Origin of the sequence: Marinifilum flexuosum (assembly GCF_003610555.1) — a bacterium.
Taxonomy (GTDB): Bacteria; Bacteroidota; Bacteroidia; order Bacteroidales; family Marinifilaceae; genus Marinifilum; species Marinifilum flexuosum.
On record NZ_RAPQ01000008.1, the window covers coordinates 1,443,619 to 1,458,992 of the forward strand.

Below are 15,374 nucleotides of genomic sequence, written 5' to 3' on the forward strand. Positions count from 1 at the left end.
AATTTTATTCAGCCTAAAAGTAGCAAATACTATACCAAAACTATATCGAATGGCAAAAGTTTTAACGAGCAGAAGCGAAAATTATTCGCAGTGGTATAATGATCTGGTAATGAAAGCAGATCTAGCAGAGAATTCTGCTGTGAGAGGATGTATGATTATTAAGCCTTACGGTTATGCAATCTGGGAAAACATGCAGGCAGAATTGGACAAGATGTTCAAGGATACCGGTCATCAAAATGCATATTTTCCATTATTGATCCCAAAATCATTCTTGAGTAAAGAAGCAGATCACGTAGAAGGATTTGCAAAAGAATGTGCAGTTGTAACCCACTACCGTCTGAAAAATGACCCCAATGGGAAAGGTGTAGTTGTTGATCCTAATGCTCAATTAGAAGAGGAGTTAATTATCCGACCTACCTCGGAAACCATTATTTGGAACACATATAGAAACTGGATTCAGTCTTATAGAGATCTTCCTATTCTTTGTAACCAATGGGCAAATGTAATGCGTTGGGAAATGCGTACTCGTTTGTTCTTGCGTACTGCAGAATTCCTATGGCAAGAAGGGCATACTGCTCATGCTACTAAGGAAGAAGCATTGCAGGAAACTGAGCAAATGATTAATGTTTATGGCGATTTTGCTGAGAACTTTATGGCAGTTCCAGTATTGAAAGGTCATAAAACAGAGTCGGAAAGATTTGCAGGTGCTTTGGATACTTATTGTATTGAAGCATTAATGCAAGATGGAAAGGCATTACAAGCAGGTACTTCTCATTTCTTGGGACAAAATTTTGCAAAAGCATTTGATGTGAAATTTGCGAACAAGGAAGGAAAAGAGGATTACGTTTGGGCTACTTCCTGGGGAGTTTCAACTCGTTTGATGGGAGCGTTAATTATGGCTCACTCTGATGATAATGGTTTGGTTTTACCTCCAAAATTGGCTCCAATTCAGGTTGTAATTGTACCAATTTACAGAAAAGCAGAAGAGTTAGAGAAGATTGCTGCTAAAATAGATCCAATTGTTGCGAAGCTTAAATCGATGGGAATTTCTGTGAAATTTGATGATAGCGATAACCGCAAACCAGGATGGAAATTTGCCGAGTACGAATTGAAAGGTGTACCTGTACGTTTGGCGATTGGAAATCGTGATTTGGAAAATGGAACAATCGAATTGGCTCGTCGTGATACTTTATCAAAGGAAACTCTTCCAATTGAAGGTATCGAAGAGGTAATTGAGAAATTATTAGAAGAAATTCAAACTAATATTTTCCAGAAAGCACTTGATTTTAGAGCTGAGAAAACAACTAAGGTTGATTCATATGATGAATTCAAAGAGTTGTTGGAAACAAAAACTGGATTTTTCCTTGCTCACTGGGATGGAACAGCTGAAACGGAAGAGCAAATTAAAAATGAAACCAAAGCAACCATCCGTTGTATTCCTTTCGATGCAGAAGAGGAAGAAGGGGTATGTATGGTTACAGGAAAACCTTCAAAAAGACGTGTTGTTTTTGCGAAAGCGTACTAAGAAAGTATACAATACAATCATAATAAAAACAGTCATCGAAATTTCGGTGACTGTTTTTTTGTATATTTAAAAATTACCTTAAACAACTATACAATGAACATATTGAATACTAAGACAGCCATTTTAAATACGATTCGTGAAAAAGCGACCTTAAAGCAACAAGTTTATCAGAACACAAAAGAAATATTTGAAGATTTAAGAGATGTTTTGGAAGGTTTGGTACTTGAGTATAATGCAGAGCTACAAGATGCAGACGAAAAGGTACAATTGGGATATGAAGATAGGGGTGAGTTTGAGTTTCAAATAAAAGTAGCATCTGATATTTTGATATTTAGTTTGCATACCAACGTTTTTCAATTTAATCGAGATCACAATGTTTGGGAACAAAACTATGTAAGAACAAATCCGGATAATGCTTATTCTGGAATCATTAATATTTACAATTTTCTTTACGATTCGTTTAAGTACACTCGCTATGATGATTTAGGTTATTTGGTAGCTCGTATTTTTATCAATCGCGAAAAGCACTATATCGTAGAAGGAAAGAGACAAATGGGGCTCTTGCAAACAGATTTATCAGCTAGCATGGCGACAAAAGAAAGTTTACGAAGAATTGTTGAAACGGCTATCAATTACTCCTTAAATTTTGACTTGTTGGTTCCACCATATGATAATGTTAAGATTATGTCGGTAGCACAAATCTTTGAAAAAATGCAGAATGCAAGAATCCAAACTGGTAAACGATTGGGATTTCAGTTTAAATCGGATGACGTTTAAAGAAAATTATGAATTAAGAATTATAAGTTATGAATTCATATTAAAGGATCATTTTAGTAATATTGTAGGCGCTTCAATTTTTTGAAGCGTTTTATTTTACCTGAGGGTGAGACTTATACTATTAACAATACACAACAATGAATACTGTAGTAGATAAATTTTTAAAATACGTAAAATTCGATACCGAATCGGATACAGAGACAGGTTTGACACCAAGTACACCAGGCCAAATGGTTCTAGCAAAAGAGCTGGCAAAAGAATTGGAAGAAATTGGATTGGAAAGTGTAAGTGTTGACGAGAATGGATATGTAATGGGAGTTCTTCCTTCGAATATTGATAAAGAAGTTCCTAAAGTGGGTTTCGTTGCTCATATGGATACAAGTCCTGATTTTTCTGGAAAGAATGTAAAACCTCAAATTCTGGAAAATTACGATGGCATGGATATCGTTCTAAATAAGGAGCAGGATATCGTAATGAAAGTGGCTGATTTTCCTGAATTGACAAATTATAAAGGTCAAACTATAATTACAACAGATGGTACAACCTTACTTGGTGCCGATGATAAAGCCGGTGTTGCCGAGATTATAACAGCAGTTGAATATTTGGCTAAGAACCCTGAAATTAAGCATGGTCCTGTGCATGTTGGTTTTACTCCAGATGAGGAAATTGGAAAAGGAGCAGACTTTTTTGATGTTAAGAAATTTGGAGCCGATTTCGCATATACATTAGATGGTGGAGAAATAGGTGAGTTGCAGTACGAGAATTTTAATGCAGCCTTTGCTAAAATTACCTTTAAGGGACGAAATGTTCATCCAGGAATGGCAAAAGACAAGATGATCAATTCCATGAGCATTGCAAATGAATTTGCTGCTTGTTTGCCAAAGGATGAAGTTCCTGAAAAGACCGAAGGGTATCAAGGTTTTTATCATTTAATTGCTATGAATGGCGGAGTGGAGAGCAGTTCTCTTCAGTATATCATTCGTGATTTTGACATGACCAATTACGAAGCTCGCAAGAAGCTCATTGAAGATTTGTGTGCAGAATATAATCAGAAATTAGGGGAAGGAACAGTTACGCTTGAAATGACCAATCAGTATTATAACATGCGCGAAAAGGTAGAGCCTGTGAAGTATATTGTTGATATTGCGGAAGAAGCCATGAAAGAAGTTGGTGTTTCTCCAATGGTGATTCCAATTCGTGGAGGTACCGATGGAAGCCGATTGTCATACATGGGCTTGCCTTGTCCGAATATTTTTGCAGGAGGGCATAATTTCCATGGTAGATTCGAGTATGTTCCGGTTCAATCAATGGAAAAAGCAGTGGATGTAATTTTGAAAATTGTAGAGATGATTTCGAAAAGATAAATAAGACTCATTATTTATAGAAAGGCAGCCAATAGGTTGCCTTTTTTTGCATATGAATAATTGTTAAATTTAAGTGAGCAAATCATTAAAAAGATCATCCTATTAAGCTTTGATATTAGACATACATTAATAGACAGCCTTCTTTATGAATAAAATTTTAGTAACACTTTTGTTAGTACTATCCATAATACAAGCTAATGCACAGGAGAAATTTCGTATAGGTGCCTTTAGTTATTATCCAGCTATTTTTATGGATTCTGATGGTATTGTGAAAGGATTTTATGTGGATGCACTTAAAGAGGTTGAGGAGCAAAATAACATACAGTTCGAATATGTTTTTGGTTCGTGGGATAAGTGTTTGGAGCGGATAAAAAATGAAGAAATTGATTTATTGGTAAGTGTTGCATATACCGAAGAACGATCAATGTATATGGATTATGGCAAGGAACCATTGCTAACTGTTTGGGGAGAAGTGTATGTCAATGCCGACTCTGAAATTGATGGAATTCTTGATCTGGAAGGGCAAAAAGTTGCCATTATGAAAGCAGATATCAATTCGTGGTATTTGCAGGACTTAACCCAAAAACTTTCTGTTAATTGTAAATTTATCTATGCTAAGGATTCAGAGGATGTATTCAAAATGTTAGCATACAATAAGGTAGATGCAGGAGTTGTGAATAATACTTTTGGAGCAGCACAATCAAGAAAATATACATTGCGTTCTAGCGGAATTATCTTTAATCCTTTTGATATCTACTTTACAGTTAAGAAGGGAAAAAATGAAGAAATCCTAAATCTTTTGAATAATTATCTAAAGGAATGGAAATACCAAAGCAACTCAGTTTACAATAATGCCCGACAAGAATGGTCTCATGGTGAAATAGGGAGTATTACAGTATTCCCCAGCTGGTTAAAAAATACCATTATTCTGATATCTGGTGTTTTAATACTATTATTAGCATTTGTGTTTTTCCTTCGTTACCGGGTAAATGTTGTTACAGGAAAAGTAAAAAGAACTGAGGAGAGTTTTAGATCAGCAATATACTTTGCCCCATTTCCTATCATGATTCATGCTGAAGGTGGTGAGGTGGTAACAATTAATGATGCATGGACAGATTTAACAGGCTATACTCGTAATGATATCGTTACAGTTCAGGAATGGACAGAGAAAGCGTATGGAGCAGAAGGTAAACATTTTCGTAAATTAATTGAAGAACTTTATAATTCTGATAAGATAATTGAAGGTGGTGAATCAGAGATAATAACGGCTTCGGGTGATAAGGTAATTTGGGATTTTAGTTCGGCTCCAATTGGAGTTTTAGATGATAGCAGAAAATTAGTGATCTCAATAGCCAAAGACGTAACTGAGCGAAAGAAATATGAAGCAGAATTAATATATGCCAAAGAAAGAGCAGAAAAGAGTGATTTGTTAAAATCTGCATTTTTGGCAAATATGAGTCATGAAATCCGAACCCCTATGAATGGAATCCTTGGATTTGCAGATTTATTAAAGACTCCACAATTAAATAAAGAAAAGAAGACTCGTTATTTAGAAATTATATCGCAAAGTGGGAAGAGAATGCTAAGTATCATTAACGATATAGTAGACATCTCTAAAATTGAATCCGGACTAATTGAAATCAATATTCAAGAATCAAATATCAATAATCAGCTAGAGGAGCTTTATAATTTCTTTAAACCAGAATTGGAGAACAAAAATGTAGAGTTGACATGTACCGACAAGTTGCTAAGCAAAGGTGAATTGATAGACACCGATGAAGAAAAAATACATGCCATTTTAAGCAATCTTCTGAAAAATGCCATAAAATATTGTGAAAATGGCTTTATCGATTTTGGATGTGTAAGAAAGAAGGAGTGGTTGGAGTTCTACGTGAAAGATACTGGTATTGGTATTGCAAAGGATAGGCAAAAAGCGATTTTTGAGCGTTTTATCCAAGCAGATATATACGATGTGAATGCGAAACAGGGAGCTGGTTTAGGACTTGCTATTGCGAAATCTTACGTTGAAATGCTTGGAGGAAAAATTTGGGTAGAAAGCAAATTAGGAGAAGGAGCCAACTTTCATTTTACCATACCCGTTCAACCAATTTTAATACAACAGATGAGTGATTTTGCCACAAAGTCATCCATTTGAATTTGGAAAGAACCAATTTATTTCAACTTTTTCTCCAATATCTTTCCACCCCGAAACATAGCAATTAATACCGGATGTATTTCATTTCCCAACTTACTTAGGCTATATTCTACTTTTGGAGGTACTTCGGGATATATTTTCTTTTCGATAAAACCTGATTCTTCCAGCTCTTTTAGGTTTTTACTAAGCATTCTATCGCTTACATCAGGAATGAGTTTCACCAATTCCGAATATCGTTTTGTACCTTGTTTCAGGTGCAAAATAATGGTTGCCTTACGCTTTCCTTTTACGTAATTAATAAATGTATCGATAGGACAAATTCCTTTTTCCAATTTTTTGAAATTTTTATTCATTGATAATCAGTAAATCAGAACAAAATGTTAGTATGTGATGTAATTGTAAGCTCTTGATTTGCAGATTAAATGCACGTAATTTTGTTGCAAGATAAGAATAAAATACAGAACCGTTATGGATAAAGAATTTAAAGCACTTCGTATCAGGGAAGAAAATGGAGAATACAAAAGAGAGATTGTAAGCAGAAAGATTGAGGATTTACCTGAAGGTGAAGTTTTAATTCGGGTGCGTTACTCATCATTAAACTACAAAGATGCCTTGTCGGTATCGGGAAATAAGGGAGTAAGCAGAAATTATCCTCACACGCCGGGAATTGATGCTGCAGGAGTTGTAGAAGAATCATCAAGTGATCAATTTAAAGTGGGTGATAAGGTAATTGTTACCAGCTATGATTTGGGAATGAATACCGATGGTGGTTTTTCTGATTACATTCGTGTTCCTGCTAACTGGGTGGTGGCTTTGCCAAAAGAGCTTAGTTTTCGCGATGCTATGATTTATGGAACTGCAGGTTTTACAGCAGCACTTTCTGTGTACAAGCTATTGGCATCTGGTCAAACACCAGAAATGGGCCCAGTTGTAGTTACAGGTGCTTTAGGTGGTGTAGGTAGTATTGCCATTAGTATCCTATCATCATTAGGTTTTGAGGTAACTGCTGCAACTTTTGATGCAACTGGTGATGAAGAGGTATTAAAAGAGTTGGGAGCCAGCAACAGAATTTCAAAAGATATTACTGATGATCAATCGAGAAGACCATTGTTAAGACCACTTTGGGCTGGCGCAATTGATGTTATCGGTGGAAATACATTACATACATTATTGAAAGCTTGTAAGCCAATGGGTAGTGTAACTTGTTGTGGAAACGTTGGATCAGGAGATTTACCTATGACTGTTTACCCATTTATTTTAAATGGAATCAGTTTGATTGGTATCGATTCTCAAAATTGTCCAATGGAGTTAAGACAAAAGGTTTGGGACAAATTGGCGGCAGAATGGAATGTATACAAGCACAAGGAACAGGTAATTGAATCTACTTTAGAAGAATTGGATACTTATATCGATTTGATGTTACAAAAGAAAAGTAAAGGAAGAGTAATTGTGAAACTCTAAGGTTTCATTAGATGTTTATAGTTTGGGGCAGCCGGTTGGCTGCCTTTTTTGTTACTATTTAAGAAAGAAGCACTAATTTTTAATTAAAATAATAAGTAGTTTTGAAATTCCATACTATAAAATCCATATCATGAAAAATACCTATTATCTCCTAATTGTTTTGATTGCAATTTTTACAGCTTGTACAAAACAACAAAGTTTAACTGTTCCATTCTCAAACTCAGAAATTAAATATTCAGGAAGAATTGATACTACGAGTTTTGATCACGCAGAGCTGTATTGGTCGGGAAGCTCGATCAAAATAAACTTTGAAGGAGAATCGTTAAGTGCTTTAATGAAGGATGAAAAGGCTGATAACTATTATAATATTATCATCGATAAGGACAGTATTGTACTGTTTCGTCCCGATACAATAAAGGAGTACCATGAATTGGCTACTAATTTATCGCCAGGGAAACATAGTATAGAGTTGTTTAAACGTACTGAATGGGATAGGGGAGCAACCAACTTTTATGGTTTTAAGATTGGTGGAAAAGCCAAGCTATTAGCCAAAGCAGATGTGCCAAAAAGAAAGATAGAGTTTTATGGGAATTCCATCACGGCAGGATACGCAGTGGAAGATACTTCAGGAAAAGACTCTCCGGACAGTACTTTTACAAACAATTATTTAAGCTATGCCTCAATAACTGCCAGACATTTCGATGCCGATTACCATTGTATTTGTAAAAGTGGTATTGGAATTACAATTAGTTGGTTCCCTTTCGAAATGCCAGATATTTACGATCGATTAAACCCTGCAGATTCAATCAGCAAGTGGGATTTTTCCTTGTATGCACCCGATGTGGTGGTGGTAAATTTATTTCAGAATGATTCATGGTTGGTAAATATGCCCGAAAGAGATGAGTTCAAGAAGAATTTTGGTGAAAAATCTCCAAGCGAAGAATATTTGATTCATGCATACCAGCAGTTTGTAGCAGGGATTCGAAATCACTACCCTAAAGCAGAAATCATATGCATGCTGGGAAATATGGATGCTACGAAGGAAGGCTCTCAGTGGCCAGGGTATGTTAAAAAGGCAGTTGCTGGCTTAAAAGATGATAAAATCTACACACATTTTGTTCCTTTCAAAGAAACAACAGGACATCCATCTATTAAAGAACAAGAGGAAATGGCCAATAGCCTGATTCAGTTTATCGATGAAAATATTAATTGGTAAATTGAGAGAAATAAATATCCCTTTACTTTATGAAATATCTGATTTTAATTCTTTTCTCGATTTGTGCCTACTCCTGTTCTACTCAGGATATTCAAGCTCTTCATTTTTTGGAAGGAACCTGGCAGGTTGAAGGAAAGCAACAGTTCGAAAAGTGGGAGATAAAAGGGAATGAATTGATTGGAACCGGATATAAGCTGAAGGATGGCAAGCATAAGATTTTGGAGCATTTAGCTATTAAGCTGATTAAAGGAAAAATGGTTTATCAGGCAAGTGTACTCAATCAAAACCAGGGAGCTACAATTTATTTTCCTTTAAATGAGTCCATTTCTGACTATTATTCATTTGAGAACCCTAAGCACGATTTTCCCAAGAAAATTCAATACTTCAAACTAAGAGAGAAAAGAGTTAAAGTAAATGTTTTGGGTGATAATGATGAGGGATTTTCTTTTGTGATGATACGGATGCGATAGCTGCTTTACATACAGAGATATAAGCTATTTTTCCTTCTTTAATTGCAGGAGGTCTGATTTCTACTGATTCAACTATCAGACTTGTTACCATCTTTTCTCCCTTATTTGTAACTTTTTGCGACATGTTGTTCTTAGCCAGAGGTTTGTCGCCTTTAGCCAAAGGTTAGTCGTCCTCAGCCAGAGGCTTGTCGCTCTTAGCCAATGGCTTGTCGCTCTTAGCCAAAGGCTTGTTGTCCTTAGCCAGAGTTTTGTCGTCTCTCTTTTATATTTTTCCCACAGTACAGTATTGTAAAATACCTGCGACAAGAGCTAAAGGAATGGCAGCAAGTTACAAAAAAATGATAACAGGATATAAAGTAGCAGCAACAATTCATAAAGTAGCAATTTCAAACTTTAGCCTTCTTCCTAACTAAAATAAAGTGCCATCGTATTGGAGTAGAACAGTGATGTTGTCACACAAAAAGTTTTATCTAAAGCAGAAAGTATCTTGTGTATCTTTTGCCTAAATTTGCGGCATGCGAAAACAGCTTACATTTCATATCACTAATCCGAGCAGGTTTAAGGATCAGCTTCTATTTTGGAGCAAGAAGTTCGAGTATGTTAGTATACTCGATAGTCATGAGGTGAATCAGAAAGTAAATTCGAAGGCCGAATACAATACCTACGAATTGGTTGCCGGTATTGATGCGCTTCAAATTATTGAACCAAAACAGGATTGTTTTCATTATTTGAAAGAGAACATTGAAAAATCGAAAGATTGGTGGTTTGGTTATTTGGGCTATGATTTGAAGAATGAGATTGAAGAGTTAAAGTCTGAAAATCATGATGGATTGGATTTTCCGGAAATGAACTTTTTCCGACCATGTTGGGTCTTCCTTTTGGATGAGGATACGCTGATTGTTCATTATTACAATGAAGAATTTACTGAAGATGAGGTGCTTTCTTTGGTTCAAAATCTTCAAGACATGGAATTGCCTGGTGAAAAATCCATTTCTGTAGATCAAATTCATTCAAGAATCTCTCGTGATGAGTATTTGGAGGCTGTTAATCAACTGAAAGATCATATTCGAAGAGGAGATATTTACGAGGTGAACTTCTGCCAGGAATTTTATGCCGAAGATTGCTACATTAAGCCTCGCGGCACCTATCAGAAACTAACCGAAGTTTCGCCTACTCCGTACTCGGGCTTTTACCAAATGGGGCAGCAATATTTGTTGTCGGCCAGTCCGGAGCGATTTATCAAGAAAGTTGGAAAGAAAATTATTTCTCAACCCATAAAAGGAACAGCCAGGCGGGGAGCAAGCGAAGCTGAAGACAAGCAAATAAAGGAGACTTTGTTTAACGATCCGAAAGAGAGAGCTGAGAATATCATGATTGTAGATTTGGTACGAAACGACTTATCGAGAACAGCCGAAAAAGGATCGGTAATCGTTGAGGAGTTGTGTGGGATTTATTCTTTCCCTCAGGTGCACCAAATGATTTCGACTGTTGTTTCGGAGCTTAAAGAAGGGGTACACTTTATTGAAGCCATTCGTCAGTGTTTTCCTATGGGATCGATGACCGGCGCTCCTAAGGTTCGTGCCATGAAACTGATTGAAAAGTACGAAACAACAAAAAGGGGATTGTTTTCCGGAGCTATAGGATACATTACACCTGAAGGTGATTTTGATTTTAATGTGGTAATTCGCAGCATACTTTATAATGCAAGAAATCATTATCTTTCGTTTATGGTTGGTGGGGCCATTACCATGCAAGCTGAGGCTGAGAAAGAATATGAAGAGTGCATGTTGAAAGCCAAAGCCATCATGAAAGTTTTAAAAAATCATTAAAAAAGAGAATGTGTAATTTAGTTAGAGTGGAAATCTTTAAATGATACTCTGATTTTAAATTATTCATTGTTAATTGCTCATTACTAATTATAAATTGTGACCGTGTTTCGTAAGTTAGTTCGCTTTGTAGAAGAAGAAAATCTGTTTTATCGTGATGAAAAAATTTTGGTTGCGGTAAGCGGAGGAATCGATTCTGTTGTTTTGCTTCATATGTTATTAAAAATGGAAGTAAACTGCGCCATTGCACATTGCAATTTTCATTTACGAGGCGATGAGTCGGATGGCGATTTTGAATTCGTGAAAAACCTGGCCAATAGTAACAACATTCCGTTCTATTCAAAAGATTTTGACACCAAAGCTTACGCTGATAACAATAAGCTTTCTATTGAAATGGCAGCTCGTGAATTGAGGTATGAGTGGTTCAATCAAATTCTGGAATTAGAGAATTACCAATACATTGCCGTTGGTCATCATGCCGATGATGTTGCAGAAACTGTACTGATTAACCTGGTAAGAGGTACCGGAATTCATGGCTTAACAGGAATAAAACCAAAATTGGGTAAGATAATTAGACCACTGCTTCCTTTCACCCGAAAAGAGTTAGAAGAGTTTGCAGAAAGCGAAGGTTTAAATTATCGCGAAGATTCAACCAATCGAGAAACCGACTTTGTAAGGAATAAAATTCGCCACCAGGTAATTCCGGTTTTAGAGCAAATTAATCCAGCCATTAGAAAAACCATGAGCGAAAATGTTCAACGGTTTAAGGAGGTTGAACAGATTTACAATGATGTAATTGAAGAGAATCGCTTGCATTTGGTTTTTCAGAGGGAGAATCAACTGTTAATCTCCATTGCACGATTGCAGGAATTGCCTTCTCCATCATCTCATTTGTTCGAAATATTATCACCTTACGGATTTCACCATCGTGATGTAAGAATGATTGCCAAATCGTTAGGTTCCATTTCTGGTAAAAGGTTCTTTTCATCCACACACCAGGTTTTAAGAGATAGAAAGTATTTGATTTTATCTGAATTGGAAGAAAATGATTCCAGCGAATATCTGTTGGAGGAAAAATCAGGTTTGATTGAATTTCCAATGGAAATGGAGGCATCATTTATTGATAGAACGCCAAGCTTTAAATTTCCAAGCAATCCTGAAATTGCATGTCTGGATGCCAGTAAGTTGAAGTTTCCGCTTAAGCTGCGTAAATGGCAACAGGGAGATAGTTTCCGTCCGATAGGCATGAAGGGAAACAAGAAAATATCCGATTTCTTTATCGATCAAAAGTTTTCTTTACAGGATAAGGAAAATACCTGGTTATTGATTTCTGGCGATAGAATTGCCTGGGTTGTTGGCCATCGTTTGGATGATCGATTTAAGATTACCGCTACAACTACCAAAATATTTAAATTGGAGATGAAGTAGCATCTGGTAATATTACGGTGCGCTGCATCTGTCTTCTCATCACGATTACTTTCTATAAATATAACGCAACTCTGTTGCTTGATTTACATGAATGAATATGGTAGGGAATACCTTAATCTTTTCTTTTGGGATATTTTAAAGTATAGTGGTTGCGATTGGTTTTGATCCGCAATTTGGGTAAGAATTTGGCTTGGGAATTTAATTATCCTATAATAAAACGTTGCTCTGCACCTGGCTTTCCACAATTATTATTGGCTATAAATATAACGCAACTCTGTTGCTTGAATTGCATGAATGAATATGGTACGGAGTACCTTAATATTTATAGAATGACATTGCTTGTTTTTTAAGGTGCAACGCACCGTAATATTTTGAGATTAAAAGCTAATACTTGACCCATAATTTATAAATTAGCCTCTACAATTAAACAACTAACCAATAAACTCAAAACATGATAAAACTAAAACACAGCCTAGCTATCTTTTTATTAGGCATGCTTTCTCTTTCAGGATTTTCTCAATCTCAGGAAATTAAAAGTGAGATTGAAGAGCTTAAGAATTACAACGAAAATTTAGACCACCGATTGGATCGTTTACAAAAAATGGTAGATGATATCATTTGGTTCGAAAGATTAGGTGATGTTGCTCATATCGATAAATTATACATTTACGGACCACCAAAGTGGAAGGAGAAAAATCCGACGGCAAAAGGAGCAGGGAATCCTGTAAAGTTTTGGACCTATGCCTTTTTTCCAAAAAACTTAGATGTCAATAAGAAGTACCCTTTAATGGTGTTGCCTCACGGTGGAGTACATGGCGATTTTACAACCTATTACACCCATATTGTTAGAGAGTTAATTGCTCAGGAATATATTGTTGTTGCTGCAGAATATCGTGGCAGTACAGGATACGGTAAAGGTCATTACGAGAAAATAGATTACGGTGGATTAGAGAATGAAGATGTTTATGCCAGCCGCAATTACATGATTGAAAATTACGATTTTGTTGATGATAATAGAGTAGGAATCATGGGGTGGAGCCATGGTGGAATGATTACACTTTTCAATTTGTTTAATCACCCAAATGATTATAAAGTTGGATTTGCAGGAGTTCCCGTGAGTGATTTGGTTGCTCGTATGGGATACATGACGCAATCATATCGCGATTTGTACTCGGCTGACTACCATATTGGCAAAACAGCCAATGATAATTTGGCTGAATATCGCAGGCGATCACCAGCTTGGAATACTCATAAATTTCAGAATACACCCTTATTGATTCATACCAATACCAACGACGATGATGTAAATGTTTTAGAAGTAGAGCATTTAATTAAATCGCTAAAAGCGGATGGTAAAACATTTGAATATGAAATTTATCAGGCAGTTCCTGGTGGGCACTCTTTTGATAGAATGGACACAAAGAAGGCAAAAGAAATCCGTGTAAAGATTTATAAGTTTTTGTCGAAGCAGTTAAAACCCAACAAACCTATAAATACTTTTAAAGATATTCAGAAAGCTGGGTATCGATTTTAAATACAACAGCATATATAAAAGAAGCATGACTTTTAAGCCATGCTTCTTTTTGTATTTAATCTGATCTATAAAGGAATGTTTCCGTGTTTTTTAGGAGGATTTTGTTCACTCTTATTGGCACACATTTCCAGAGCCTGAATCAGCTTGTATCTACTTTCCTTAGGTTGAATTACTTCATCAATATACCCCAACTCTGCAGCTTTATATGGATGAGCAAACTTATCACGGTAATCATCGATCGCCTCTGCACGTTCCGTTTCGGTTAAACCTTTGTGCATGATATTTACAGCACCTTCGGCTCCCATTACAGCAATTTCTCCTGTTGGATATGAATAATTGATATCAGCACCAATATGTTTTGAAGCCATTACGTCGTATGCACCACCATATGCCTTACGTGTAATTAATGTGATTTTAGGAACAGTTGCTTCGGCAAATGCATAGAGAAGTTTAGCACCATGCTTTATAATTCCACCGTACTCTTGAGCTGTTCCAGGAAGGAATCCAGGGACATCTACAAATGTGATTAAGGGAAGATTAAAAGCATCGCAGAAACGAACAAAACGAGCAGCTTTGGTTGAACTGTTAATGTCTAATACTCCAGCCATATTTGCTGGATTATTAGCAACGATTCCAACTGGTTTACCTGCTAAACGAGCAAAACCAATGGTGATATTCTGAGCATATAATGGCATTACCTCAAAGAAATTGTGATCATCAACAACAGTTTCAATAATCTCCTTGATATCATATGGCTTGTTAGGATCGGCAGGAACAATGGTCTGAAGTTTTTCATCTTCGCGATGAATATTATCGGTACAAGGTTTTACCGGAGGATCTTCCATATTGTTTGAAGGTAGGAAGCCAATTAACTCTCGCAACATCATCATTGCCTGTTCATCATTATCGGCGGTAAAGTGAGCAACTCCACTTTTTGAGTTGTGAGTAAGAGCCCCACCCAGTTCTTCTTTGGTTACCTCTTCGTGGGTTACTGTTTTAATAACATCCGGACCTGTTACAAACATATAGCTTGTATCTTTCACCATCATTATAAAATCGGTGAGGGCAGGAGAATACACAGCACCACCGGCACAAGGTCCCATAATTGCAGAAATTTGTGGTATAACGCCAGAGCCACGAACATTTTGATAGAAAATATCAGCATAACCAGCCAAACTTTGTACACCTTCTTGAATTCTTGCCCCACCAGAGTCATTTAATCCAATAATAGGAGCACCCATTTTCATAGCCAGTTTGGTAATTTTTACAATTTTATCAGCATTTGCACGACTTAATGAACCTCCAAATACTGTAAAATCTTGTGCAAATACATAAACCAGTCGGCCGTCCACCTTACCATATCCGCATACAACACCATCGCCTAGAATTTTGTTTTTTTCCATTCCAAAGTCGGTAGAACGGTGAGTTACCATTTTATCAACCTCGACAAATGTTTCTGGGTCCAATAGGTCATGTATTCTTTCGCGCGCTGTTTTTTTACCTGCAGCATGATGCTTGTCAATTCTTTCTTGTCCGCCTCCTTCTTCAGCAGCCTTATTTAATTCTTCAAATTTTTTGATTTTATCTTCTAATGTCAACATGTTTCTTAAATTACAAA

General features: G+C 36.3%; 12 protein-coding genes. 10 read left to right on the forward strand and 2 right to left on the reverse strand.

Annotation, left to right across the window (positions count from 1 at the left end; all coding sequences use genetic code 11):
- Positions 1-49: 49 nt before the first annotated feature.
- The 4 genes from proS (at position 50) to BXY64_RS05990 (ending at position 5,821) form a co-directional block, all read left to right on the forward strand.
- On the forward strand, positions 50-1,525 hold the full coding sequence (proS, locus tag BXY64_RS05975; protein WP_120238998.1) for a proline--tRNA ligase: 1,476 nt from the start codon (positions 50-52) through the stop codon (positions 1,523-1,525).
- 93 nt (positions 1,526-1,618) lie between these two features.
- Entirely contained in the window at positions 1,619-2,302 is a 684-nt protein-coding gene (locus BXY64_RS05980; RefSeq protein WP_120238999.1) for a hypothetical protein, read from the forward strand.
- Between the two features lie 137 nt (positions 2,303-2,439).
- Complete coding sequence (gene pepT / locus BXY64_RS05985; protein WP_120239000.1) at positions 2,440-3,666, forward strand: peptidase T; 1,227 nt, start codon at positions 2,440-2,442, stop codon at positions 3,664-3,666.
- Positions 3,667-3,811: 145 nt separating this feature from the next.
- Positions 3,812-5,821, forward strand: a complete 2,010-nt coding sequence (locus BXY64_RS05990) for a sensor histidine kinase (RefSeq protein WP_120239001.1) — start codon at positions 3,812-3,814, stop codon at positions 5,819-5,821.
- 17 nt (positions 5,822-5,838) lie between these two features.
- Here BXY64_RS05990 and BXY64_RS05995 read toward each other — a convergent pair whose 3' ends face one another.
- Positions 5,839-6,174, reverse strand: a complete 336-nt coding sequence (locus BXY64_RS05995) for a winged helix-turn-helix transcriptional regulator (protein WP_211334416.1) — start codon at positions 6,172-6,174, stop codon at positions 5,839-5,841.
- Positions 6,175-6,289: 115 nt separating this feature from the next.
- On the opposite strand from BXY64_RS05995, the gene BXY64_RS06000 reads away from it, so the two are divergent.
- From BXY64_RS06000 to BXY64_RS06025, 6 genes are all read left to right on the forward strand, one after another.
- Positions 6,290-7,282 (forward strand): YhdH/YhfP family quinone oxidoreductase, encoded by a 993-nt coding sequence (locus tag BXY64_RS06000; RefSeq protein ID WP_120239002.1) that lies wholly within the window; start codon positions 6,290-6,292, stop codon positions 7,280-7,282.
- A gap of 130 nt (positions 7,283-7,412) precedes the next feature.
- Positions 7,413-8,498, forward strand: a complete 1,086-nt coding sequence (locus tag BXY64_RS06005; protein WP_120239003.1) for an SGNH/GDSL hydrolase family protein — start codon at positions 7,413-7,415, stop codon at positions 8,496-8,498.
- Positions 8,499-8,527: 29 nt separating this feature from the next.
- A complete protein-coding gene (locus BXY64_RS06010) occupies positions 8,528-8,968 on the forward strand; it encodes a DUF6265 family protein (protein WP_120239004.1) in 441 nt (146 codons plus the stop codon).
- A gap of 515 nt (positions 8,969-9,483) precedes the next feature.
- A complete protein-coding gene (gene pabB / locus BXY64_RS06015; RefSeq protein ID WP_120239005.1) occupies positions 9,484-10,797 on the forward strand; it encodes an aminodeoxychorismate synthase component I in 1,314 nt (437 codons plus the stop codon).
- Positions 10,798-10,899: 102 nt separating this feature from the next.
- Complete coding sequence (gene tilS, locus BXY64_RS06020) at positions 10,900-12,222, forward strand: tRNA lysidine(34) synthetase TilS (protein ID WP_147375914.1); 1,323 nt, start codon at positions 10,900-10,902, stop codon at positions 12,220-12,222.
- Between the two features lie 451 nt (positions 12,223-12,673).
- Positions 12,674-13,756: an alpha/beta hydrolase family protein gene (locus BXY64_RS06025; RefSeq protein WP_120239007.1), complete on the forward strand. Its 1,083-nt coding sequence runs from the start codon at positions 12,674-12,676 to the stop codon at positions 13,754-13,756.
- A gap of 65 nt (positions 13,757-13,821) precedes the next feature.
- Here the strand turns inward: BXY64_RS06025 and BXY64_RS06030 are convergent, their stop codons facing one another.
- Complete coding sequence (locus BXY64_RS06030) at positions 13,822-15,357, reverse strand: acyl-CoA carboxylase subunit beta (RefSeq protein WP_211334417.1); 1,536 nt, start codon at positions 15,355-15,357, stop codon at positions 13,822-13,824.
- Positions 15,358-15,374 lie beyond the last annotated feature (17 nt).